23 protein-coding genes are annotated in these 22,904 nt (G+C 50.4%); 17 read left to right on the top strand and 6 right to left on the bottom strand.

Annotated elements, in window-relative coordinates; genetic code table 11:
• Window positions 1-193 (bottom strand): transposase zinc-binding domain-containing protein (locus G614_RS35145; RefSeq protein ID WP_080664581.1); only part of this gene is annotated, 193 nt, incomplete at its 3' end.
• 200 nt (window positions 194-393) lie between these two features.
• Between G614_RS35145 and G614_RS0121175 the strand changes: the two genes are divergently transcribed.
• Window positions 394-1,692, top strand: coding sequence for a DUF1576 domain-containing protein (locus tag G614_RS0121175; RefSeq protein ID WP_027643546.1), 1,299 nt, complete (start codon window positions 394-396; stop codon window positions 1,690-1,692).
• A gap of 28 nt (window positions 1,693-1,720) precedes the next feature.
• Here G614_RS0121175 and G614_RS0121170 read toward each other — a convergent pair whose 3' ends face one another.
• Together G614_RS0121170 and G614_RS0121165 are read right to left on the bottom strand one after the other, a co-directional pair.
• On the bottom strand, window positions 1,721-2,026 hold the full coding sequence (locus tag G614_RS0121170) for an AzlD domain-containing protein (RefSeq protein WP_027643545.1): 306 nt from the start codon (window positions 2,024-2,026) through the stop codon (window positions 1,721-1,723).
• A complete protein-coding gene (locus tag G614_RS0121165; RefSeq protein WP_027643544.1) occupies window positions 2,016-2,735 on the bottom strand; it encodes an AzlC family ABC transporter permease in 720 nt (239 codons plus the stop codon). Before G614_RS0121165 ends, G614_RS0121170 begins: the two co-directional genes overlap by 11 nt.
• Window positions 2,736-3,021: 286 nt before the next feature.
• On the opposite strand from G614_RS0121165, the gene G614_RS0121160 reads away from it, so the two are divergent.
• Both G614_RS0121160 and G614_RS0121155 read left to right on the top strand, forming a co-directional pair.
• Window positions 3,022-4,689 carry a peptide ABC transporter substrate-binding protein gene (locus G614_RS0121160; protein WP_027643543.1) on the top strand — a complete coding sequence of 556 codons (1,668 nt, stop codon included), beginning with the start codon at window positions 3,022-3,024 and terminating at the stop codon, window positions 4,687-4,689.
• 358 nt (window positions 4,690-5,047) lie between these two features.
• Window positions 5,048-6,169, top strand: a complete 1,122-nt coding sequence (locus G614_RS0121155) for an Rpn family recombination-promoting nuclease/putative transposase (RefSeq protein WP_027643542.1) — start codon at window positions 5,048-5,050, stop codon at window positions 6,167-6,169.
• Between the two features lie 62 nt (window positions 6,170-6,231).
• On the opposite strand, the gene G614_RS0121150 is transcribed toward G614_RS0121155, so the two are convergent.
• Together G614_RS0121150 and G614_RS0121145 are read right to left on the bottom strand one after the other, a co-directional pair.
• Window positions 6,232-7,641 (bottom strand): spore germination protein, encoded by a 1,410-nt coding sequence (locus G614_RS0121150; protein WP_027643541.1) that lies wholly within the window; start codon window positions 7,639-7,641, stop codon window positions 6,232-6,234.
• A gap of 430 nt (window positions 7,642-8,071) precedes the next feature.
• Window positions 8,072-8,464, bottom strand: a complete 393-nt coding sequence (locus tag G614_RS0121145; RefSeq protein ID WP_027643540.1) for a desulfoferrodoxin family protein — start codon at window positions 8,462-8,464, stop codon at window positions 8,072-8,074.
• 221 nt (window positions 8,465-8,685) lie between these two features.
• On the opposite strand from G614_RS0121145, the gene G614_RS0121140 reads away from it, so the two are divergent.
• Complete coding sequence (locus G614_RS0121140; protein ID WP_027643539.1) at window positions 8,686-9,120, top strand: RrF2 family transcriptional regulator; 435 nt, start codon at window positions 8,686-8,688, stop codon at window positions 9,118-9,120.
• Between the two features lie 30 nt (window positions 9,121-9,150).
• Window positions 9,151-10,050, top strand: a complete 900-nt coding sequence (locus G614_RS0121135; protein ID WP_027643538.1) for a YitT family protein — start codon at window positions 9,151-9,153, stop codon at window positions 10,048-10,050.
• Window positions 10,051-10,096: 46 nt separating this feature from the next.
• Here the strand turns inward: G614_RS0121135 and G614_RS0121130 are convergent, their stop codons facing one another.
• Window positions 10,097-10,837, bottom strand: a complete 741-nt coding sequence (locus G614_RS0121130) for a tRNA threonylcarbamoyladenosine dehydratase (protein ID WP_027643537.1) — start codon at window positions 10,835-10,837, stop codon at window positions 10,097-10,099.
• A gap of 186 nt (window positions 10,838-11,023) precedes the next feature.
• On the opposite strand from G614_RS0121130, the gene G614_RS0121125 reads away from it, so the two are divergent.
• The 12 genes from G614_RS0121125 to G614_RS0121070 all read left to right on the top strand — a co-directional run bounded on the left by G614_RS0121125 (window position 11,024) and on the right by G614_RS0121070 (window position 22,477).
• Window positions 11,024-13,003: an NAD(+) synthase gene (locus G614_RS0121125; RefSeq protein WP_027643536.1), complete on the top strand. Its 1,980-nt coding sequence runs from the start codon at window positions 11,024-11,026 to the stop codon at window positions 13,001-13,003.
• A gap of 24 nt (window positions 13,004-13,027) precedes the next feature.
• Window positions 13,028-13,825: a TrmH family RNA methyltransferase gene (locus tag G614_RS0121120; protein WP_027643535.1), complete on the top strand. Its 798-nt coding sequence runs from the start codon at window positions 13,028-13,030 to the stop codon at window positions 13,823-13,825.
• An 89-nt stretch (window positions 13,826-13,914) separates the two neighbouring features.
• A complete protein-coding gene (locus G614_RS0121115) occupies window positions 13,915-14,157 on the top strand; it encodes an NfeD family protein (protein WP_027643534.1) in 243 nt (80 codons plus the stop codon).
• On the top strand, window positions 14,144-15,376 hold the full coding sequence (locus G614_RS0121110; RefSeq protein WP_027643533.1) for a patatin-like phospholipase family protein: 1,233 nt from the start codon (window positions 14,144-14,146) through the stop codon (window positions 15,374-15,376). Before G614_RS0121115 ends, G614_RS0121110 begins: the two co-directional genes overlap by 14 nt.
• 128 nt (window positions 15,377-15,504) lie before the next feature.
• Window positions 15,505-16,497 carry an ornithine carbamoyltransferase gene (argF, locus tag G614_RS0121105; RefSeq protein ID WP_027643532.1) on the top strand — a complete coding sequence of 331 codons (993 nt, stop codon included), beginning with the start codon at window positions 15,505-15,507 and terminating at the stop codon, window positions 16,495-16,497.
• A gap of 3 nt (window positions 16,498-16,500) precedes the next feature.
• Window positions 16,501-16,803: a DUF6637 family protein gene (locus G614_RS0121100; RefSeq protein ID WP_027643531.1), complete on the top strand. Its 303-nt coding sequence runs from the start codon at window positions 16,501-16,503 to the stop codon at window positions 16,801-16,803.
• An 11-nt stretch (window positions 16,804-16,814) separates the two neighbouring features.
• Window positions 16,815-17,795, top strand: a complete 981-nt coding sequence (locus tag G614_RS0121095; protein ID WP_027643530.1) for a biotin--[acetyl-CoA-carboxylase] ligase — start codon at window positions 16,815-16,817, stop codon at window positions 17,793-17,795.
• On the top strand, window positions 17,782-18,900 hold the full coding sequence (gene mutY, locus G614_RS0121090) for an A/G-specific adenine glycosylase (protein WP_027643529.1): 1,119 nt from the start codon (window positions 17,782-17,784) through the stop codon (window positions 18,898-18,900). Before G614_RS0121095 ends, mutY begins: the two co-directional genes overlap by 14 nt.
• 40 nt (window positions 18,901-18,940) lie before the next feature.
• Complete coding sequence (locus tag G614_RS0121085) at window positions 18,941-19,867, top strand: diacylglycerol/lipid kinase family protein (protein ID WP_027643528.1); 927 nt, start codon at window positions 18,941-18,943, stop codon at window positions 19,865-19,867.
• Between the two features lie 100 nt (window positions 19,868-19,967).
• Window positions 19,968-21,113, top strand: coding sequence for an RNA polymerase sigma factor RpoD (gene rpoD, locus G614_RS0121080; RefSeq protein ID WP_002587610.1), 1,146 nt, complete (start codon window positions 19,968-19,970; stop codon window positions 21,111-21,113).
• A 182-nt stretch (window positions 21,114-21,295) separates the two neighbouring features.
• On the top strand, window positions 21,296-21,967 hold the full coding sequence (locus G614_RS0121075) for an epoxyqueuosine reductase QueH (RefSeq protein WP_027643527.1): 672 nt from the start codon (window positions 21,296-21,298) through the stop codon (window positions 21,965-21,967).
• 243 nt (window positions 21,968-22,210) lie between these two features.
• Complete coding sequence (locus G614_RS0121070) at window positions 22,211-22,477, top strand: HPr family phosphocarrier protein (protein WP_002564783.1); 267 nt, start codon at window positions 22,211-22,213, stop codon at window positions 22,475-22,477.
• The last annotated feature ends 427 nt before the right edge of the window (window positions 22,478-22,904 follow it).

Raw genomic sequence — 22,904 nt, 5'->3', positions numbered from 1 at the left:
AAAACTTGGAGTGGCAGCGAAAAGGAACGAACTTGAGGTTACCGCAATGGGGACAACCATACATGGCGCCACCATAAGAAGGATCCCCGCAGTTAATGACCTTATCAATGTTTTCCATGACGACAGGTCTGGGTTTTATATCGTATTCAATGATTTCGTAATAGTCTCTGAGCATCTTCTGAATCACATTCATGAGATTATTATGGAATAAAATGACGCAAAAAACAAGCCCTAATTCCCCTCATGAATGAGGGGCTAGGGGAGTTGAGGTGCCGAAGGCACTTTCTTGTTTTGGGGCATAATAATAATTTTTCCAATAGAAGTAAAAAATGTCTTTGCCAACCGGGGGTCTATCAGTTATGATAGAAAAAGAATGTTTGTTGGGAGGTATTTATGAAACATCTGGAACATTTTCATGAACTGAAATCCCTGACCAGGAAGCAGAAGTTTTTTCTGCTGTCGCTGCTTCCTGTTTATTTTATGGTCATTGGGCTGTTTTTGCAGCCAATTCAGGAAATCGGTCCGGGAATCGTGCGTCTGATAAAAGAGCCGGATTTTCTGATTACGGATTATTTCGTTGTGGGCGGTGTGGGGGCGGCCCTCATCAACGCCGGTGCCCTGACTCTTATGAGCATTGGTATCATCTACTTCATGGGCATGGATATGGACGGTCACACCATCACATCCAGCTGCCTGATGTTCGGGTTCTCACTGTTTGGCAAAAATCTGCTTAACATCTGGGCCATTTTGGCCGGAGTGTACCTGTATGCCAGGTACCACAAGACGTCCATGCGCAGGTACATCTACATCGGTCTGTACGGCACCAGCCTTTCGCCAATCATCACCCAGATGATGCAGGTGGGCAACCTGCCGGTGGTGATGCGGCTGGCCATAGCCCTGGCCGTGGGGCTGATTATAGGCTTTGTGCTGCCGCCCCTTTCCACCCATGTGCATTTTGCACACAAAGGATACTCTTTGTACAATGTGGGATTTGCCGCAGGCATCATAGCCACAGTCATTGTGTCAGTGTTAAAATCCCTTGGTGTGGAGATAGAATCAAGGCTCATCTGGTCCACGGGAAACAATGAGGTCTTTGGAATTGTGCTGTCTGTATTGTTTGGCGGAATGATTGTCTTTGGGGTTGCGGTGCGAGGCAGAGGTATCTGGGAATCTTACAAAAGAATCATCAAATCCTACGGAATCGCCGGAACGGATTATCTGAGAGATGAAGGCGGCGCCAGCACTGTGTTCAACATGGGAGTCAATGGAATGTTCGCCACCTATTTCGTGCTGGCAGTGGGAGGTGAACTGAACGGACCCACCATCTGCGGCATCTTCACCATTGTGGGCTTTGGGGCCACGGGAAAACATCTGAGGAACATAGCCCCGGTGATGATGGGGGTATATCTGGCCAGCTTCACCAAGACATGGAACATTTATCAGCCTTCCCCCATGCTGGCCCTTTTGTTCTCCACCACCCTTGCTCCGGTGGCCGGGGAATTTGGCATGGTGGCCGGAATCGTGGCAGGTTACCTGCATTCCTCCGTTGCCCTCAATGTGGGAATCGTGTATGGAGGCATGAACCTGTATAATAACGGTTATGCAGGCGGAATCGTTGCAATATTCATGGTTCCGGTCATCCAGTCCATCATGGACAGGCGGGCAAGGGCAAGAGGCGGATTGTCGCTGTAGGAATCCTGGGGAATGGAACTTGTTTTGCTTACAGGAACAGTTCCAGCAGGAATACCATGGCACATGCGGCCAGGGACACCTGGAACAGGCTCTTTCCCTTCCAGGCCAGGAGAACAGCTGCTGCCAGGGCTGCTGCGCCGGACCACACAGAGGCAGCGGCATGGAGGATGGCAGGGAAGGTCATGACGGACAGGGTGACGTAGGGGACGTAATAGAGAAAGGACTTTATATATACGTTCTTTATCTCCTTCTTAATCAGGGTCAGCGGAAGGAGACGAATCAGGTAGGTCACGCCTGCCATCACAAGGATATACAGGTACACATTATGATTCATGTTCATGATCCTCCTTTACAGGGAACAGAATGGCTGCCGCACCGGCAATCAGAATGGTTAACAGGATGATTTTAAAGCCGGATGAGAGACCTGCCAGGAACGGCACATGGGCAAACACAAGGCTTAAGGCCATGGAGGCCAGGATGACGCCGGTGAGAATCCTGCTTGTCTTGGCTGGTGGAATCACCACTGCCAGAAACATTCCGTACAGTGCCACGTTCAGGGCGCTTAAGAGACGTGCCGGAAGCAGTTCCCCGGAAATTGCTCCCAGCAGGGTGCCAAGGGTCCAGCCGGGCACGGCAACGCAGATGAGCCCATAGCTGTAAAAGGGACTCAGACAGCCGGGGCGGCATACGGACACGCCGAATATCTCGTCCGTAACCCCATAGGACATGAAGAAACGGTGGAAGAAGGGCACGTCTGCGCTCAGCTTCTGGGACAGGGAACAGGACATGAGACAGTAGCGCAGGTTGATGATGAGCTGGGCCATTGCCATTTCCATAAAGGGGGCCCCGGCCTGTATGATTCCCAGCGCTGCAAACTGTCCAGCACTTGTCAGGTTTGTAAAGGACATGACAACGGACTGGAGGGTGGTGAGGCCGGCTCCCCTTGCCATGATTCCAAACGTAAAGGACACGGCCAGATATCCCAGCCCGATGGGTATGCCATCTTTCAGTCCGCAATGAAATTGATGTGAATTGTGTTTCATGATAACCTCTCAGAGTATGAATTGGGATAAGACACCCCTACCAATTATAGCAGGAAAATCAAGGTTGTAAATGCGGATTTTATCAAATCCAGGGGAAGCACTCGGGAGCTGGAAGGGCGGGTGCTTAAGGATATCCTGGAAGAAGGGCATGGATGCACGTAGGGAACGGTGACAGGGCCGGCTCTGCAAAACTGCTTCTCATGTATTGACTTTCCACGGAGAATACAGGTATAATTTCCTGTATTGGATTCTGCTCAAGGGGAATCCGGGAAAAAGGAGGAAATCTATGAAGAAAAAATTAAGCCTGTTACTCTGTGCAGCCCTGACTGCCACCACCCTGGCCGGCTGCGGAGGAACACAAAGCAGTCCTGCCGGGACAGATGCCGGTACAGAAGTTTCGGCGGATGCCGGCGCCGGGTCAAAAGAGGGAGAGAAAATCCTTACTTATGCAGTGATGGAGGAACCGGAAACACTGGACCCCACCCTGAATAACTACAGCACATCGTCCACCTTCCTGCAGAATATGTTCTGCGGCCTGTTCCAGCTGGAGGCAGACGGAAGCCTGAGCAATGCCATGTGTGATACATATGAGGTAAGCGAAGACGGTCTGACCTACACCTTTACATTGAAGGACGGACTTAAATGGTCCGATGGAAGCGATTTGACGGCAGGAGATTTTGAATATTCCTGGAAACGCGTCCTGAATCCTGATACGGCTTCCCCTGCCGCATGGGAACTGCACTATCTGAAGGGCGGGGAAGAGTACAACACACAGGGCGGCTCTGTCCAGGATGTGGGGGTAAAGGCTCTGGATGACAAAACCCTGGAAGTGACCCTGAAAGCGCCTACGCCATATTTCCTTTATCTGACAGCATCCAGCAACTTTTTCCCTGTAAAGCAGGAGGTGGTGGAGGGACAGGAGCCCTGGACCAAATCCGCGGATACCTATGTGTGCAACGGTGCATTTACCCTCGAGAAGATAAATCCCCAGAGCAGCTATGTGCTGAGGAAAAATCCCAATTACTATGCCGCGGACTCCGTTAAACTGGACGGAGTGGAAATCGTAATTATCCAGTCTCCGGAGTCAGCCCTGTCCGCATATAATGCAGGTGAAATTGACGCCATGGGCGATAACCTGGTAACCTCCCAGGCTATTGACCAGTATGGGAACACGGAAGAACTGAAAGGATATGACAAGATTGGAACCAGATATTATGATTTCAACTGTTCCAAGGAGTATCTGTCCAATCCGGATGTGAGAAGGGCCCTGGCCATGGCTATAGACCGCAGGATAATCTGCGACTCCATCGTTCCGTCAAGGCCCGAGCCAGCCTACGGATTCGTGCCATATGGGATACCATATGAAGGTTCCTCTGACGACTTCCGCACCGTATCAGGCGATTTGATTAAAGAGGATGCGGAGGCTGCAAAGCAGCTCCTGGCGGATGCGGGATATCCCAATGGAGAGGGACTGCCAGTCCTGACCTTCATTGTCACCAACACAAAAGAGAACAAAGACATTGCCCAGGTAATCCAGTCCATGTGGAAGGATAACCTTGGAGTACAGGCAGATATTGTTACCTTTGAGTCCAAGGTGTACTGGGATGAGCAGAAGGCCGGAAACTTTGACGTCTGCTTTGACGGATGGACCGGTGACTACCTGGATCCGGACACGAACCTGAACTGCTTTACCCAGGCCCGTGCCTACAACCAGAACCGCTGGAGCGGGGACAATGCCATGAAGTATGACAGCATGATAGAAGAATGCCGCAACCTGGCGGATAACAGTAAGCGTATGGAGATATTCAAGGAGGCAGAGGCCATCCTGATGGATGAGATGCCTATTATACCTCTGTATTATCTGAATGCCGTTGTCCTGGCAAAGCCTGATGTGACTGGTCTGGTGAAGAACGCAAACGGCCATACACTGTTCAGGAATGCGGATAAGCTTTGATGGTTATGATTTAAAACAGAGATTGGCAGCGACGGATATCTCTCCTTTGACGAAGGGAGGAAGTCCGGCGCTGCTTTTTGCATGGATAAAATATTAATTAGATTTAACGGTCTGTCCTCAAAGTGTAATTTCCAAAAAAGACTAATTTCTCCAAGCGTAATTTCCCTGTTTAAAAGCAGGGGAGATATTGAAAGCAGTACCTTTATATGATATACTGAACCAATCAGATTGTTTCTAAACAATCTATATAAGAATCTTGTCCGGTATGAAATCCAATATTTTCTGCCGGGGACTGGCGTATCTGCCGGGATTTCCACTCATATCACGTAAATCAAACATTTTAGGGAGGGCTATGCCTATGGGAAAATGGCACAAAGGGCGCATCAGACGGTTTTTTAGGGAAGGAAAGAAACAAGTGGATTTGCAGTTAAAGCAGCTGGCGGACAGCGGAAGGCCCCTGGACATATGCCTGACCAATGATTTTGCCTTTAAGAAAACCTTCCGCAATAAAATTGCTCTGACAGGACTTTTAAGCAGCCTGCTGGACATTCCGGCAGGTGAAATCACCAGTCTGGAATTCCCGGATACATTCCTTCACGGGGAATATGCTGAGGACCGGGAAGGAATACTGGATGTAAAGGTACACCTGAACCACTGCAAGAAGGTCAATATAGAAATACAGCTTCTGTCACATCCCTTCTGGGAAGAACGGAGCCTCTTTTATATCAGCCGTATGTATACAGAGGATTTCTTGAAAGGCCAGAATTACGATGCGTTGGAGGAGTGTATACATATCAGCATCCTGGGATTTCCTCAGAATGGAGCAGAACATTTTTATTCAGTCATACGGCTTATGGATGATAAAACCGGATGGGTATATAGTGGCAAAATCAGCCTGCGTGTGCTATACTTAAATCAACTGGATTCCTGCAGTGAGGAGGAAAAGCAAACAGAGGTATATCACTGGGCAAGGCTTATATCCGCCCGTGACTGGGAGGTGCTTAAAGATATGGCAAAGAGAAACCGTTATATGAAGGAAGCAGTTGAGGAATTGGAACGCCTGAATGCTGACAAAGAATTGCGCTATCTGTACCTGGAGCGCCTGAAAGCAGCCAGCGATGAGGCTACCATGCGCAGCTATTATAAGAGGCTGGCAGAAGAGGCGGAGAAGAATGGGCTGGAGCGTGGGTTGGAGCGGGGCTTGTCGCAGGGGTTGGAGCAGGGGTTGGAGCAGGGGTTGGAGCAGGGGCTGGAGCAGGGGTTGGAGCAGGGGCTGGAGCAGGGGTTGGAGCAGGGGCTGGAGCAGGGGTTAGAGCAGGGATTAGAACAGGGCCTGTCACAAGGCATTAAAGCCCTTATAGAAGATAACCTGGAAGAGGGGAAAGACAAAAAAGTCATACTGGCCAAGCTGGAGAAACATTTTTCATTGACAGAAGAAGAGGCGGAGGCCTATTTTGATATGTATTGCAATATGAGTTAGGAAGCAGAACCGGCCGGAAGGCCGGTTCACTGTTTTTATACTGTTACCATAGGATAGAACAATCACTTCTCTGTATGAGGCAGCCGCCCCCTGAGAAAACGCTTTTTTAATTCTGAAAGTCTGAATGGAATCAGCGGATAAATATAGCTCTTGCCGGCAATGGTCCTGTTGAATATGATGGCGCAGGCGGACAGGATGATTCCGATGACAAATCCCCATATATTCAGGATAGCTGTCAGTATTAAAATGATGATACGCATGAATTTCATGGCATATCCTAATTCGAAGCTGGCCTGGGAGTAATTGGCAATGGTAACAAAGGCCATGTAGAGCATGGTCTCACTGTTGAACCACCCGGATTTTACCGCATATTCCCCCAGAACAATACCGGCAATCACACTGAGAGGGGTGGTCAGCATATTGGGGGTATTGACAGCCGCCAGCCGCAGGCCGTCAATGGCAAATTCCAGTATAAGAAGCTGCCAGATTAAAGGTACATTAAGCGGATCTGACAGACGGATAAATGCCAGCCAGTGCGGTATGAGCTCCGTATTCTGCATGAACAGAAGCCATGTAGGGGTTAAAAGCAGGGACAGCAGGGATATGGTCATCCTGGACAGACGGAGGTAAGTGCCTGTAATAGGCGGGAAGTAGTAATCATCTGCCTCCTCGATGATATCAAAGACTGAGGAGGGAAGTATCATGGCAGAGGGAGAGTTATCTACCAGGATGACGATATTTCCTTCTAAAATAGAGGCGGCAGCGGTGTCAGGTCGTTCTGAAAACTTGAATTTTGGGAATGGGTTGAACCATTTATGGGGAAAGAGACACTCTGCCAGGCTTTCCTGATTCATGGTCAGTGCATCTACCTTCAGATTCTGAATCCGTTTCTTGATTTTATCCAGGAGCTGCTTATCCACCCGGTTTTCCATATAACAGATGGCAATGTCAGTGTGGGAGCTCTCTCCGGCGGATGTGATTTCCATGGTAAGCCTGGGATCCCGGATTCTCCGCCGAATCAGGGCAGTGTTAAAAATCAGGGTTTCCACAAAACCATCCCTGGAGCCCCGCATGACCTTATCTTTTTCCGGTTCGCTGACACCACGGGAAGGATAGGTGCGGCAGTCAATCGTAATACATTTATCATAACCGTCAATAAAGAGACAGGACACACCGGACAACAGCTGGACGGTCATATCCTGGTCATTGGAAAGCAGTCCAATCTCGCCGTAAGGAACATACTGTTTGGAGAAGCCGTGGGCGTCCTTGGGCATATCCTCTGGCTTGATGGTGGAGAACACCTGCAGAATTTTCAACAGGGAATCATCCTTTGTAAAACCATCTATGAAATAAAGACATGCTTCCCGGCCGCCGATGTGGACTATGCGGTATACCACGTCAAAATTCGTCTGTACATTCAGCTTCTTGTGAAGGTAAGTAATGTTGTCCTTTAAATTTTGGGAAAACTCCATGGTTTCTTCCTTTCTGTGTGACTTCAGATAAAAATTATTGCTTAAGTTAGTATGTACCGATGAGAGATAAATATACAGGAGACATTTGTCTTTGACCTGCGGACGAATGGAAGAATTTTATATAAAAACCTGTATATAGGGGAAGGGAATTCACTAATATGCACAAAAATGATTGACAAATCATGGGAGCGGTGGTATATTGTCCATGTAAGAAGCACAAAGGAGTGCCTTACAGGTTTTTGTTTGGTATGGGGATGCCAGATAAACTAATAGTGTGACGGTTTTTGATCGTGACTGAGAGCTGCCTTCTGTGGGGGAAGGGCGGCTCTCATTTTTTGTCCGGATGTTTCCGGCACCTTGCCCCGGAAACAAAGGCAGGTATAAAGCTCTGCCATCCGGGGCTTTTTGGTGAGTATCATGCCAGGGAGAATCAGACTGATTTTTTCCACAGTCCGTGAAGATTGCAGTAAGCGTAAGCAGCAGCAGGGGCATCCCCCTCCTCCAGGGTGAAGGATGCCACCGGCTCGCAATCAGGGGTCAGGGGAACGCGCATGATACAGCCGGCTTTCGTCACAAGGCACACCCATCCGATGCTGTGCTCCTGTCCCATGGGATGGAAAATGTTTCCCACCTTGACTGTCACATGGAGTCCATTCTGCTCCACTACCGGAAGATGTTTTTCCGCTGCGCCCTCAGTGGTTGTGGGCTCCAGGATTTCAAAGGGTTTGCAGGAATCAGGGAGAGCTGCATTGGGAGCCGATGAAAGGGCCTCCAACACTATGTTGTGGTTTTTGTCAGTAAGGAATACCGGTTCATTCTTCATGAAAATCCTCCGTTCTTAATCGTCAGCAGGCCGGCCTTATGGAATCAGACCTGCAATTTTTCTCAGTTTCCATATTATTTTCCCGAAAATGGTGCACTCTATTCATAAAGTATTTGGGCAGACCTGGCAGGAACAATAACTTACTATTGACATATTTCCTACAGGAATAGTATGATATACTCATGGCATGATAAAATTTAAGACAAAGGACGTGAACATACATGCTTGTATCGACAAAAGGCCGTTATGCCCTCCGCACCATGGTGGATTTAGCCATTCACGGAGACGGCGAGCCTGTTAAAATAAAAGACATTGCCAACCGTCAGGGAATATCCGGCAAATATCTGGAGCAGATTATCTCCATCTTATCCAGAGCCGGCTTTGTTCGCAGCATCAGGGGAAATCAGGGGGGATATTATCTGGCCAGACCGTCTTCGGACTATACAGTGGGTTCTATTTTGAGAATCACAGAAGGAAGCCTGGCTCCGGTGGACTGCTTAAGCGGGGATGAGAACCCCTGTGCCAGGCAGATGGACTGTGTGACCCTGCGCCTGTGGCGTGAGCTGGATGAGGCCATCAGCGGAGTGGTGGATAAATATACTTTGGAGGATTTGATCCAGTGGCAGAAAAGCATGAAGGATAATTATGTGATATGATAACTTAATGAAACAGGAGCGAAATTTCCTATGGGACAGATTCTGAGAATCTCAGCTTTTATCAATCAATGGAAGAAAGACAGGCGGGTAAGAATCGGCATCACAGTGGCTGCGGTGTTCGTATCCGCCCTCATCCAGTCCTATGCACTGCAGGTTTTTGTGCGGCCGGCCGGTATCATATCCGGCGGATTTACAGGCATGGCCATGCTTGTGGAACGGCTGGGGGAATTGAAAGGGCTTATTATTCCCATGCAGGTCACCATGCTTTTGCTGAATATTCCGGTGGCACTCCTGTGCTGTAAGGGAATCAGCATCCGTTTTACCATATTTTCCCTGGTTCAGGTATTCTTAAGCAGTATTTTCCTGCAGATATTTAACTTCAGCCCCATCTTTACAGATGAAGTGCTGAATGTTATTTTTGGCGGCGTCATTTTCGGAAGTGCAATCGTCATTGCCCTCAGGGGAAACGCGTCCACCGGAGGAACGGACTTTATAGCCCTGTTTGTATCCAACCGCACAGGGCTCTCCATCTGGTCCTATGTGTTTTTTGGAAATGCTGTCATGTACTGTTTTTACGGCGCTATTTTTGGCTGGAAGCACGCGGGTTATTCCATTATCTTCCAGTTTATCTCCACCCGCATGATTTCCGCCTTCCACCACCGCTACGAGCTGGTTACCCTTCAGGCAACTACCATAAAGGGGCAGGAAGTGGTGGATGCCTATATCAGCCATTTCCGCCATGGAATGTCCTGTGTGGAAGCCATGGGAGGGTACAGCAAAAAGAAAATGTACCTGTTAAATACAGTCATATCAGCCTATGAGGTAAACAACGCCATCCACATCATGCAGGAAGCGGATGAGCATATCATCATCAATGTGCTGAGGACACAGCAGTTTGTAGGCAGGTTTTACCGGGCGCCCCTGGAATAGGGCAGAGGATGAACCCATTATAAAAAGAGCAGAGGGATATCTGCGGCTATGCCAGCCCGCAGATATCCCTTATGATTTCCCCTGCAATAACAAGTCCTGCCACAGGCGGCACAAAAGAAATGCTTCCGGGAGTGGCGCGGCGGCGCCCGGTATCCTCCGCCGTCTGTCCGGGTGTAAGGGGCTGCTCCGGTGACCAGCAGACCTTCAGTCCGGAGATGTTCCTGGCTTTTAGTTCCTTACGCATCACCTTGCAAAGAGGGCACACAGAGGTCTGGGAGATATCGGATATCCGGAAGAGTTCCGGGTGAAGCTTGTTGCCGGTACCCATGGAAGCAATCACAGGGATACCGTGCGAGGCGGCAAAGCCTGCCAGGGCCAGCTTTGCTGTCACTGTATCGATGGCATCCAGGATATAATCCACAGAGCTGTCCTGTCCCATCTGGTGATTTATATGCTCAAAAAGGCTTTCTAAATTATCGGGAAGCACGAATTCCTCAAAGGTAATAACCTGTGTGCCGGGACAGATGTCGGCAATTTTTTCCTTCATGACCCGGGTCTTAAACTGTCCGATGGTACTGTGGAGCGCAATACTCTGCCGGTTAATATTTGTAAGTGAGACCGTATCATTGTCCACAAGAATCAGGCGGCCCACGCTGCATCTGGCCAGGGCCTCCACTGCATGGGATCCAACTCCGCCCACCCCGAATACAGCCACTGTGGAGTTCTTAAGGGTATTCATCCCCTCAGCGCCAATGAGCATTTCAGTTCTGGAAAATTCATTTATCATATAGAAACAACTCCTGTATTTTATTTGTTTTTATGATTGTATAATAGAATTGGGGGGATGTAAATGGGGAGTTTCCCCCAAAACCTTACAGGGTCCGCGTACCCATCCAGCCCAATTCCTCCCTATATTTTTCTGCCAATCTGTGGTATATTAAATCATAACAATTATTTTCAATGGAGGCCAGACATGAAAGATGGATTTTTAAGGGTAGCAGCTGCCACGCCAAAGGTCAGGGTGGCTGACCCACAATATAATGCACAGCAGATTATGGATTTGATTGGTCAGGGATACAGCAGGGGAGTGAAGCTTATGGTGTTTCCGGAACTTTGCCTTACTGCGTATACATGTGCGGACCTGTTTGGTCAGAAGGCCCTGCTAAGAAAGGCGAAGGAAGAACTGGACCGTATTGTCCGGTTTACGGACGGAAAGGATATTCTGGTGTTTTTGGGGCTTCCCTGGGAGCGGGATGGGAAGCTCTACAATGCAGCGGCAGCCATCCAAAAAGGGAGACTTATAGGCATAGTGCCTAAGAGAAACCTGCCCAATTATTCGGAGTTTTATGAGGCCAGAAATTTTTGTCCGGGCAATGAGCGGGCAGTGATGACCTGCTGGAATGGAGAAAAGGTCCCTATGGGCACCAACCTCCTGTTTAAGTGTAAGACCATGCCGGAACTTACGGTGGCGGCTGAAATATGCGAGGACGTGTGGGTGCCATGCCCGCCCAGCATCAGACATGCGCTGGCCGGGGCCACGGTGGTGGTGAACTGCTCTGCCAGTGATGAGACCACAGGCAAGGACATGTACCGCCATGATCTGATATGCAGTCAGTCAGCCAGGCTGGTGTGCGGTTATGTCTATGCCAATGCAGGGGAGGGGGAATCCACCCAGGATTTGGTGTTTGGAGGCCAGAATATTATAGCTGAAAACGGGACCTGCCTGGTGGAGTCCAGACGGTTTATTAACGAGAGCATATGTGCTGATATGGATTTGGAACGTCTGGACAGTGAGCGCAGGCGCATGAGCACATTCCCGGACCCGGCGGCAGCCAGGGAGGAAGGCGGATATCTGACCGTGGAATTCAGCTTTGATGCGGTTTTGGAGGACAGCCCCGGGAGTCAGGATGCCCAGGCCCATGGTTCTTCACAGCCAGGCGGTGATGTGCTTCGGTATGTGGACCCGGCTCCCTTTGTGCCCAGGGATGAGAGACAGAGAAACAGGCGCTGTGAGGAGATTCTTTCCATTCAGGCCATGGGTCTTAAGAAGCGCCTGGAGCATACGGGATGCCATGAAGCAGTGATTGGACTGTCGGGAGGACTTGACTCCACGCTGGCTCTGCTGGTGACCGTGAGGGCATTTGACAGTCTTAAGATACCCAGGTCCGGCATACATTGCATAACCATGCCCTGCTTTGGGACCACGGACAGGACTTATAATAATGCATGCACCCTGGCGGGAAAGGTGGGGGCGGAACTTCGTGAAATTAATATCAGGGAAGCGGTGACACGCCATTTTGAGGATATCGGCCATGATATGGACAGCCATGATGTGACCTATGAGAACAGCCAGGCCAGGGAAAGAACCCAGGTCCTTATGGATATTGCCAATGAGGCGGGAGGTCTGGTAATAGGAACCGGAGACATGTCAGAGCTTGCATTGGGATGGGCTACCTATAATGGCGACCACATGTCCATGTATGGTGTCAATGGGTCGGTTCCCAAGACTCTGGTCCGTCATCTGGTCCGCTACTATGCGGATACATGCAATGAAAAGGAGCTGGCGGATGTGCTCCTTGATGTGCTGGATACGCCTGTTAGCCCGGAGCTTCTGCCTCCGCAGGACGGCCAGATTTCCCAGAAAACAGAGGATTTGGTGGGGCCTTATGAGCTTCATGACTTTTATCTCTATTATATACTCAGATACGGGTATGCCCCGGCTAAGATTTACCGTCTGGCGGTCCAGGCGTTTAAGGCACAGTACGACAGGGAGACTATCCTTAAATGGCTGAAGGTGTTCTACAGACGTTTCTTCCGCCAGCAGTTTAAGCGATCCTGCCTTCCGGACGGGCCTAAGGTGGGCTCTGTGGCAGTTTCTCCCAGAGGTGATTTGAGGATGCCCAGCGATGCATCGGGAAGGCTGTGGCTGGAGGAACTGGAAGGCATCAAATAAGCAGTGTCAGGAGAATGGATACGGATGATTAACAGTACATCGAACAAGCAGGTAAAGCGTGTTGTGAGCCTGAGAAGCAAAGCAAAGGCCCGGCGGGAAGAGGGCATGTATGTGGTGGAAGGCCTCAGGATGTGCAGGGAGCTGAACCCGGAGGATGTGGATGCCCTGTATGTTACGGGGAATTTTGCAGGGGATAGGGATAACAGGAATTGGATGGAACGGTTCCGGCCGGAGACAGTCAGCGATGTGGTCATGAATGTTATGGCAGATACGCAGACACCCCAGGGAGTGCTGGCCGTGGTGAGGCAGAGGCGCTATACCATGGATGACATTGTGAGACCGTCATCAGGCGGCAGGCCTCTGGCCATCATGGTCCTGGAGACCATCCAGGATCCCGGAAACCTTGGCACCATTATCCGGGCAGGAGAGGGCGCTGGTATCACCGGCATTGTCATGAATCATGATACGGCAGATTTATATAATCCAAAGGTTATACGCTCTACGATGGGGTCTATATTCAGAATGCCCTTTGTGTATGCGGATGATCTGCAGGATGCCTGCATGCTCATGAAAAATAAGGGTGTACGTCTTTTTGCGGCCCATCTGAAAGGTATGAATAATTATGACCAGGAAGATTATACTGACAATGTGGGCTTTTTAATTGGAAATGAGGCCAATGGTCTTACGGAGGAAACCACCTCGCTGGCAGACTGCCTGGTGAAGATTCCCATGGAGGGAAAGGTGGAATCCCTGAACGCGGCGATTGCTGCTTCCGTTCTTATGTTTGAGACTGCCAGACAGAGAAGAAACTGCCGGCAGTGACAGAATCGCGTCAGGAATGAGCGTTCCGGTGGAAACAGCATAAGAAAGGACTTCCGGCCATATCCGCCCGCAGGAAGGAGAAGTTGCATATGTTATCAGTTGGATGGCTTGTATCATTTTTGATTTTTCTGGGAGTGGAGCTGGCCTTTGGCTGCCTGACTTCCCTGTGGTTTGCCGCAGGGGCCATAGGCGGATTTGCGGCAGCCCTGGCCGGGCTGCCTATGGAGGCGCAGCTGGCAGTGTTTGTGGCCGTATCATTCCTTACGCTTATTCTTATACGTCCTGTGGCATTTATGCTGGGCAGACGGGAAAGGGCAGGTGAACATCATTAAGCTGCAGCTGGACTTGAGTAAGGAATATGGAATTGTCCTGGAGGGAGGAGGCGCCAAAGGCGCTTATCAGGTGGGCGCCTGGCGTGCCCTCCGGGAAGCGGGCATCAGGATAAAGGGCGCCGCGGGTACTTCCGTTGGCGCCTTGAACGGTGCCCTTATTTGCATGGATGATTTTGAAAAGGCGGAGCGTATTTGGGAGAATATCAGCTACTCCAGGGTCATGGATGTGGACGATGAGCTTATGGAGCGTCTGAGAAAATTCAGTCTTAAGGATATTTCCAGTCTGGCATCCCTTAATGTGGGGGAACTCATAACCGGAGCCATACGGGTTCTGAGGGACGGCGGCTTTGATATCGCTCCCCTCAGGGCTTTGATTGAGGATGTGGTGGACGAGGAAAAAATACGTAATTCGGACAGGGAGCTGTATGTGGTAACTTACTCCATTTCTGACCGGCATCCCCTTATTGCCAATGTGAAGGAGGCTCCGGAAGGCGCAGTAGCGGATCTGCTTATGGCCAGCGCCTATCTGATTGGTTTCCGTCAGGAACGGCTGGGCGGCAAGTATTATATGGATGGCGGCGGAATCAATAATGTGCCGGTGGATGTGCTGCTGGACAGAGGATATAAGGACGTGATTGTCCTGAGGATATATGGTTATGGTGTAGATACGGAAAAGAAGCTGGAGGTACCGGAAGGGGTAAACCTGTACCATGTGGCGCCGCGAAGGGATTTGGGCGGCCTTTTGGAGTTTGACAGACGCCGGGCGAGAAGAAACATGCTGTTGGGATATTTTGACGGAAAACGCATGCTCTATGATCTGGCAGGACGTGTCTATTATATTGATGCGCCGGAAGGTGAACCTTATTACTTTGATAAGATGATGTCAGAGATACAGAGCCTCCTTTCTTACATGGAGCCGGAGCTGGAAGAGGCAGGAGAGGCAAAGCCCGGGCGGGAGGATCAGAAGGAACCCATTTTGGGATACCGCGTTTACACAGAGCAGATATTCCCGCGGCTGGCAAAGGAACTGAAACTGAAGGAGGGATGGGACTATAAGGAGCTGTACCTGTCCATACTGGAGGATTTGGCAAAACAGTACCGCATAAGCCGTTTTAAAATTTATACAGTGGAGGAACTGCTGCGCCTGATTCACAAAAAAGCCGGTACTACGGCATTAAAAGCCATGATTCCGGTACTTGACAGCGGCACTCAGGTGTAGTATATTATGCATAAAGATGCATAAATATAAATAACTATGCGTTTTGAAATAGGAATGCATGGTTATTTATTGCAGAGAATCAAGCCGCGGCCATGGCAGGACATGGGTGGCGGAATAGGGAGGACGCTATGAATTTAAAAGGAAGACATTTTTTGACACTGAAGGATTATACACCGGAGGAGATTACATACCTGCTGGATTTGGCAGCGGACCTGAAGGATAAAAAGAAAAAGGGAGTGCCGGCAGATTCGCTGCGCGGAAAGAATGTGGCTCTTATCTTTGAGAAAACCAGTACCAGGACGCGGTGCGCCTTTGAGGTGGCAGCCCATGATCTGGGTATGGGTACCACGTATCTGGACCCGTCAGGGTCACAGATCGGAAAGAAGGAAAGCATTGCAGATACGGCAAGGGTTTTGGGAAGGATGTATGAGGGCATTGAATACCGTGGTTTCGGACAGGAAATCGTGGAAGAACTGGCAAAGTACGCCGGTGTGCCTGTATGGAACGGCCTGACCAATGAGGACCATCCCACCCAGATGTTAGCGGATCTTCTGACCATACGCGAGCATTTGGGATGTTTGAAAGGCTTAAAGCTTGTGTATATGGGAGATGCGCGCTATAATATGGGTAACTCCCTGATGATTGCCTGCACAAAGATGGGCATGCATTTCGTGGCCTGTGCTCCTGCTAAGTATTTCCCGGACACATCCCTGGTCAAGGAATGCGAGGCCTATGCGGCGGCCAGCGGCGGTTCCGTTACCCTCACTGAGAATGTGGCGGAAGCTGTTAAGGGAGCGGATATCATTGATACGGATGTGTGGGTATCCATGGGTGAGCCTGACGAGGTATGGGAGGAGAGGATTAAGGACCTGACTCCATATAAGGTGACAAAGGCTGTCATGGACCTGGCTGGACCTAAGGCCATTTTCCTGCACTGCCTGCCCTCATTCCATGACCTTAAGACCAAGATTGGCAAGGAGATGGGAGAGCGTTTCCATGTGTCCGAGCTGGAGGTAACAGACGAAGTATTTGAGTCCGGCCAGTCTGTTGTGTTTGACGAGGCTGAGAACCGGATGCATACCATCAAAGCAGTTATGCTTGCAACGTTAGGAGAATCATAATATATGCAGGGACAGAGAGGACGGAGTGAACGCCATTCCGGGGTATTCCTGGACATGGTACACCTGATGCTTGGGATTGCCATTGTAATCCTGGCTGTGCTGTCATTCATTAACCCGGAGGGAAATCATATGCTTTTCCCTCTGGTGTTTTTACTGGCAGCCTTGTTAAACGCGGTAAACGGAATATTTGAGCTTAAGACCAGGGGAAGGGATAAGAAGAAGTTTGGCGCCAGTATCCTGCAGCTGGCTTTGGCGGCAGGACTTATGGTCCTTGGCATCTTAAGCGCCATCAGTATCTGGGCATAGAGGAGCGGCATATGAAGACAGAGATTTTACGGATGCTTAAAAGCACCGGGGATTACCTGTCCGGACAGCAGCTGTGCGAGATGCTGGGAGTTTCCCGCACTGCTGTCTGGAAGGCTGTAGGTGAACTGAAGGAAGAAGGATATGTAATAGAGGCGGTCCGGAACAGGGGATACCGCCTTGTGGAAGGTGCTGACGTCATAACCCAGGCTGAGCTTGCATCCATGCTTCATACGCAGTGGATTGGGACCAGGCTGGTATATTTTGACGAGACGGATTCCACTAATACAAGAGCCAGGAAACTGGCAGAGGAGGGAGCTCCCCACGGAACACTGGTGGCGGCAGACCGCCAGACAGCCGGAAAGGGGCGGAGGGGAAAAAGCTGGGTCTCCCCGGCCGGCACAGGCATATGGATGAGCATGGTGCTAAGGCCGTCCATGTCTCCCATGAGCGCATCCATGCTGACCCTTATCGCAGGACTGGCAGTGGTCAGGGGCGTAAAGGAGAGCACGGGACTTGAGGCCATGATTAAATGGCCCAACGATGCGGTGCTTAATGGAAAAAAGATATGCGGAATCCTCACGGAGATGAGCACGGAAGTGGAATGCATCCGCTATGTGATTCCGGGAATCGGAATCAACGTAAATATGGATGATTTTCCGGAGGAAATCAAGGCGACGGCCACCTCCCTTAAGCTGGAGGCAGGCAGGAGTATCAAGCGCAGTTCTGTCATTGCCGCGGTGGCGGACAGTTTTGAATATTATTATGATATCTTCATGAAGACATGCGATATGTCAGGTCTTAGGGATGACTACAATAAGGCCCTTGTCAATCTGGGCAGGGAGGTTCTGGTGCTGGACCCCAGAAACCGGTATAAAGGGAAGGCCCTGGGCATTGACGATGAAGGCAGCCTTTTGGTCAGACGGGAGGACGGAAACGTATCAGCCGTCATTTCAGGAGAGGTATCGGTAAGAGGTATATATGGATATGTATGATACAGGACATTTGTATGACCGCCTTCAGGTACTGGAGAGGGAGGAGATGCCCCTAGGACGCAGGGAACGGCTCAGCGCCATGGAGCGCCCCCTGCTGGCCTGGTATTCATCCAGGGCCCGTTCCCTACCGTGGAGGGATGATCCGAAGCCATACCGGGTATGGATATCGGAAATCATGCTCCAGCAGACCAGGGTAGAGGCGGTCAAGCCCTATTTTGAGCGCTTCATGGAAGCGTTCCCCACTGTGTCCCATCTGGCACAGGCAAAAGACGATCATCTCATGAAGATGTGGGAAGGCCTGGGATATTATAACCGGGCCAGAAATTTAAAGGCAGCGGCCAAGATGATTATGTCAGAATACGGCGGCTGCCTTCCTGCATCCTTTGATGAACTGATCCGGCTGCCGGGAATCGGAAGCTATACAGCGGGGGCCATTGCTTCCATCGCCTACGGAATTCCGCTGCCGGCCGTGGACGGCAATGTGCTCCGTGTCATTTCCAGGGTCCTGGGAGATAGGGAGGATATAAAGAAAGCCTCTGTAAAGGCTGGCATCGAGGCAGTGCTTAAGGACGTGATGCCGCAGGATGAGGCCAGCCACTACAACCAGGGACTCATAGAAATCGGAGCCCTGGTGTGCATACCCGGCGGCGAACCCAGATGCAGCCAGTGTCCTCTGGCTTCCGTCTGCCTTACCGGTAAGAACGGCTGGTGGAGGGAGATTCCGTACAAATCTCCGGGTAAGGCGAGGAAGATTGAGGACCGGACCGTTTTTATCATAGAATACCAGAATAAGGTGGCCATACGCAAGCGCCCTCCCAAGGGGCTGCTGGCCTCCCTTTACGAGCTTCCCAATATTGAGGGAATGGCTTCCGGGGAGGCGGTGCCGCAGGCGCTGGGACTTGACCGGGAGCAAGTGGAGTCGGTGGAGCCGCTGCCGGAGGCAAAGCATGTGTTTTCCCATGTGGAGTGGCACATGACAGGGTACAGGGTGGTTCTCTCAAAGGAAGAGGAACCCTTATCCTGCTTCATGGTATCCAGGGAGGACCTGGAGCACACCTACGCTTTGCCCAATGCATTTAATGCATATACAAAGCTCATTGGATAAGATTGACAAAAATGGTTACACTGAAAGGGAGGAATGCAGGATGAAAAAAATGTTGTTTGTATTCAATCCCCGTTCCGGAAAGGAACAGATTAAGGGACAGCTGATGGAAATACTGGACATCTTCACCAAGGCCGGATATGAGCTTCGTGTCCACGTGACCCAAAAGCAGAAGGATGCCATGGACGTGGTGGCCAGGCTGGGTAAAAAGGTGGATGTGGTGGTGTGCAGCGGCGGAGACGGCACCCTCAATGAAACCATATCCGGAATGATGAAGCTTAAGAAAATGCCGCTTCTGGGCTATATTCCTGCCGGCTCCACCAATGACTTTGCCACCAGCCTGGGAATACCCAAGCGCATGCCCCTGGCTGCCTGGGATATAGTGGAGGGAACCCCTTTTGCCATTGACACCGGAACCTTTTGTGAAGACAGGAATTTCATGTATATAGCGGCCTTTGGGGCTTTTACGGAGGTGTCCTATCTGACATCCCAGGACAGGAAGAATCTCCTGGGACACCAGGCGTACATGCTGGAAGGTGTAAAGAGCCTGGCAGGACTGAAGCCCTATCATATGAAGGTGGAGTGGGACGGACAGTTGCTGGAGGAGGATTTTGCCTTTGGCATGGTGACCAATACCATCAGTGTAGGCGGGTTTAAGGGACTGGTGAATCAGTCCGTGGCTCTCAATGACGGCCTCTTTGAGGTGCTGCTCATACGGATGCCGAGGACACCGGTGGATTTGAGCAATATCATCTCTTACATGTTTCTCAGGGAAGAACCCAATGAGTATGTGCATAAGTTTAAGACATCATCCATACGCCTTACTTCGGAACAGGAGGTGGACTGGGTGCTGGACGGCGAATACGGCGGATCCAGAACAGAGGTCACCATTGGAAATATCAGGGAGAACGTACAGATTCTGTTGAGGAATCATCCGGAAGAGGAATCAGGGCGGAAACGGATAGAATAAAAAATAATGTCGAAAATTGTTGAAATAAGGTTTTCGATGGTATATAATGATAAGTTGTGGGAGTTTCCACATTTACCTTTATGCGAAAGGACGTTTATCAGTGGAAAAGGACGATTTTTTAAAGAAGCTGGAAAAGCTGGTCGAACATGCAAAAACCAAACACAACACGTTGGATGCAGGGGAGATTAATGATTTTTTTACCGGGGATAATCTGTCACCGGAACAGATGGACCAAATTTACAGTTACCTGGAGGGCCGCAGCATTGATGTGGTCCCCGTACTGGACGAAGCGATGCTTACCGAGGACACTGTTCTGCTTGATGACATTGATTTGGACCTGGATTTAGACGACGACAGCTTCATTAAAGATGCAGAAGAGGAAGAAATCGACCTGGATGCAGTGGACCTGTTAGAGGGAATCGGAACAGAGGACCCGGTCCGCATGTATCTCAAAGAAATTGGCACCGTGCCCCTTCTTACGGCAGACGAAGAACTTGATTTGGCCCAGCGTAAGGCTGACGGCGATGAGTTTGCAAAAGAGAGGCTAATCGAGGCCAACCTGCGTCTTGTGGTCAGCATTGCAAAGCGCTATACAGGCAGGGGCATGAGCTTCCTGGACCTGGTACAGGAGGGCAATTTAGGACTGATCAAGGGCGTGGAAAAGTTTGACTATACAAAGGGTTACAAACTAAGTACATATGCTACATGGTGGATCCGCCAGTCCGTTACAAGGGCTTTGGCAGATCAGGCGAGGACAATCCGAGTACCGGTGCATATGGTAGAGACCATCAACAAGATGTCCAAGATGCAGAGAAAGCTGACGCTGGAGCTGGGCTATGAGCCTTCCGTAACAGAGCTGGCAGAGGCTCTTGATATGACAGAAGATAAGGTCATGGAAATCATGCAGATTGCCAGGGAACCGGCTTCCCTTGAAACGCCCATTGGTGAGGAGGACGACTCCAACCTTGGTGATTTCGTGGCGGACAACAATGTGGTGACGCCGGAGGGCAATGTGGAATCCGTGATGCTGCGGGAACACATCGACGCCCTTTTGGGAGACCTTAAGGAGAGGGAGCGCCAGGTCATTGTGTTGCGGTTCGGACTGGAAGACGGCCACCCCCGTACATTGGAGGAAGTGGGCAAGGAATTCAATGTAACCAGGGAGCGCATCCGTCAGATTGAGGCCAAGGCTCTCAGAAAGCTGCGCAATCCGGTGAGAAGCAAACGAATCAGAGATTTCCTGTAAGTCTTACCATGCAGGGGCTTCAGATTCAGAAGGTCTTTGGCATGACTGTTATGGTGAGGAGATTTGGGAGCATTTAATATAGAGGGGCCGTAAACGGGCGGCCTCTCTTTTTGGCAGGTAAAAATAACAGAGGGTTCAGGAAAAAACCGGATTTGGAAGATTCAGGAAAGGATGGCAAAGGAATGACACAGCCAGGACAGAAACGCAACTACCAGAAGGAATTGGACCGGCTCATAGAGGGACTGCAGGGAAAGGGCCGCGTCCCTAAGCTGCTGCTGCACAGCTGCTGTGCTCCCTGCAGCAGCTATGTGCTGGAATATCTGAGCCAATACTTTGATGTGACCGTGTATTATTACAATCCCAATATTTTTCCTGAGGCAGAGTATGAGGCCAGAGTGAAGGAGCAGGAACGGCTGATACGGGAAATGGAGACTGCAAGGCCGGTCAGGTTCCTGGAAGGCAGCTATGAACCGGAGGAATTCTTCTCCGTTGCCAGAGGCCATGAGAAGGACCCGGAGGGAGGGGAGCGGTGTCACCGCTGCTATGAACTGCGGCTGGGCCGCGCCGCCAGGGCAGCCGCGTCCGGGGACTTTGATTTTTTCACAACCACCCTCTCCATCAGCCCCTTAAAGAATGCCCGGTGGCTCAATGACATCGGATGCAGACTGGCCGGTCAGTATGGAATCCCTTATCTGGTTTCGGATTTCAAGAAGAAAAACGGCTATAAGCGCTCCGTGGAATTATCCGCATTGTACGGACTTTACCGTCAGGATTACTGCGGCTGCGTCTATTCCCGGGCCGAAGCGGTTCAGAGACAAAAGGAACGCGCGTCACAGGAAAATCCAAAGCCATAATGAAGGATGGGCCCAACCTGAAGGGCCTGTTATGTGGTGCCTGCTAAGCTCCTTCGTATGCATGACAGTACGTCAGCAGGAATGATGCCGGCGCTTTTTTCTGACCTCAAGATTGTGAAAAAGTTGCTTGGGATTTTTCCGATTAACTTGACATAGGAAGTCAGATGTAATAGAATCTTTCATAAGGGACATGGGCAATGGCAGTGTCCAAGAGTACAAAATAGTGAATAAGGAGAGTGTATTATGATCAGCAAAACATTAACGGTTGTAAATCCATCCGGATTACACTTAAGACCAGCAGGCGTTCTTTCACAGACAGCTATGAAGTTCAAGAGCGACATCACAATTGAATGTGGGGAGAAGAAGATTGTTGCTAAGAGCGTTCTGAACGTTATGGCAGCCGGAATTAAGTGCGGCACTGAGATTAACCTGATTTGTGACGGCGAGGACGAGGAAGAGGCCATGAAGACCCTGACCGAGGCCATTGAGAGCGGATTAGGCGAGATGTAATATGCCTTTGCAGGAACATAATTAAATTGAATTCACTAAGAATGACCGCAGGCGGTACCTAAAGACAGGTGCCGCCTTTTTTAGGTGCGCCCGGCGGGCGCACGTTCTAACGGGTGAAAGTCCCTGACCCGCCCGGCAGTGGGAAGGGTGCAGCCAATGGCAAGGGCGTCATCGTGAGGTGGGGTCTGAAGGAAGCCGGAGGCAAACCACTGGCCTGTAAAAGTTGTCCGGATAGGCTGTGAAGCGTGGATGAGGTTGCCTAACAAACTAAAGTCCAATAACTGCACGGAACGCCAGCAGTAAACGGGGCAGGTATAAGTGGGAAAGAACGTGTGAGTACCCGGGGAGGTCTCACGGACGTGAAAGTGGCGATAAAACATTCGCTGTCACGGAGTAAAGCTTGCCGTGAGAAGTCAGCAGAGGTCAT

The organism is [Clostridium] clostridioforme AGR2157 (assembly GCF_000424325.1).
GTDB classification, from domain to species: domain Bacteria; phylum Bacillota; class Clostridia; order Lachnospirales; family Lachnospiraceae; genus Enterocloster; species Enterocloster clostridioformis_A.
Note: the sequence above shows the minus strand (reverse complement) of the source record. Positions and strands in the feature narration are given on the sequence as shown.

What these genes read in the sequence shown, in the direction of transcription:
- G614_RS0121175 (WP_027643546.1), top strand. Translation starts at nt 394, where the DNA reads ATGAAACATCTGGAACATTTTCATGAACTGAAATCCCTGACCAGGAAG.
- G614_RS0121170 (WP_027643545.1), bottom strand. Translation starts at nt 2,026, where the DNA reads ATGAATCATAATGTGTACCTGTATATCCTTGTGATGGCAGGCGTGACC.
- G614_RS0121165 (WP_027643544.1), bottom strand. Translation starts at nt 2,735, where the DNA reads ATGAAACACAATTCACATCAATTTCATTGCGGACTGAAAGATGGCATA.
- G614_RS0121160 (WP_027643543.1), top strand. Translation starts at nt 3,022, where the DNA reads ATGAAGAAAAAATTAAGCCTGTTACTCTGTGCAGCCCTGACTGCCACC.
- G614_RS0121155 (WP_027643542.1), top strand. Translation starts at nt 5,048, where the DNA reads ATGGGAAAATGGCACAAAGGGCGCATCAGACGGTTTTTTAGGGAAGGA.
- G614_RS0121150 (WP_027643541.1), bottom strand. Translation starts at nt 7,641, where the DNA reads ATGGAGTTTTCCCAAAATTTAAAGGACAACATTACTTACCTTCACAAG.
- G614_RS0121145 (WP_027643540.1), bottom strand. Translation starts at nt 8,464, where the DNA reads ATGAAGAATGAACCGGTATTCCTTACTGACAAAAACCACAACATAGTG.
- G614_RS0121140 (WP_027643539.1), top strand. Translation starts at nt 8,686, where the DNA reads ATGCTTGTATCGACAAAAGGCCGTTATGCCCTCCGCACCATGGTGGAT.
- G614_RS0121135 (WP_027643538.1), top strand. Translation starts at nt 9,151, where the DNA reads ATGGGACAGATTCTGAGAATCTCAGCTTTTATCAATCAATGGAAGAAA.
- G614_RS0121130 (WP_027643537.1), bottom strand. Translation starts at nt 10,837, where the DNA reads ATGATAAATGAATTTTCCAGAACTGAAATGCTCATTGGCGCTGAGGGG.
- G614_RS0121125 (WP_027643536.1), top strand. Translation starts at nt 11,024, where the DNA reads ATGAAAGATGGATTTTTAAGGGTAGCAGCTGCCACGCCAAAGGTCAGG.
- G614_RS0121120 (WP_027643535.1), top strand. Translation starts at nt 13,028, where the DNA reads ATGATTAACAGTACATCGAACAAGCAGGTAAAGCGTGTTGTGAGCCTG.
- G614_RS0121115 (WP_027643534.1), top strand. Translation starts at nt 13,915, where the DNA reads ATGTTATCAGTTGGATGGCTTGTATCATTTTTGATTTTTCTGGGAGTG.
- argF (WP_027643532.1), top strand. Translation starts at nt 15,505, where the DNA reads ATGAATTTAAAAGGAAGACATTTTTTGACACTGAAGGATTATACACCG.
- G614_RS0121100 (WP_027643531.1), top strand. Translation starts at nt 16,501, where the DNA reads ATGCAGGGACAGAGAGGACGGAGTGAACGCCATTCCGGGGTATTCCTG.
- G614_RS0121095 (WP_027643530.1), top strand. Translation starts at nt 16,815, where the DNA reads ATGAAGACAGAGATTTTACGGATGCTTAAAAGCACCGGGGATTACCTG.
- mutY (WP_027643529.1), top strand. Translation starts at nt 17,782, where the DNA reads ATGGATATGTATGATACAGGACATTTGTATGACCGCCTTCAGGTACTG.
- G614_RS0121085 (WP_027643528.1), top strand. Translation starts at nt 18,941, where the DNA reads ATGAAAAAAATGTTGTTTGTATTCAATCCCCGTTCCGGAAAGGAACAG.
- G614_RS0121075 (WP_027643527.1), top strand. Translation starts at nt 21,296, where the DNA reads ATGACACAGCCAGGACAGAAACGCAACTACCAGAAGGAATTGGACCGG.
- G614_RS0121070 (WP_002564783.1), top strand. Translation starts at nt 22,211, where the DNA reads ATGATCAGCAAAACATTAACGGTTGTAAATCCATCCGGATTACACTTA.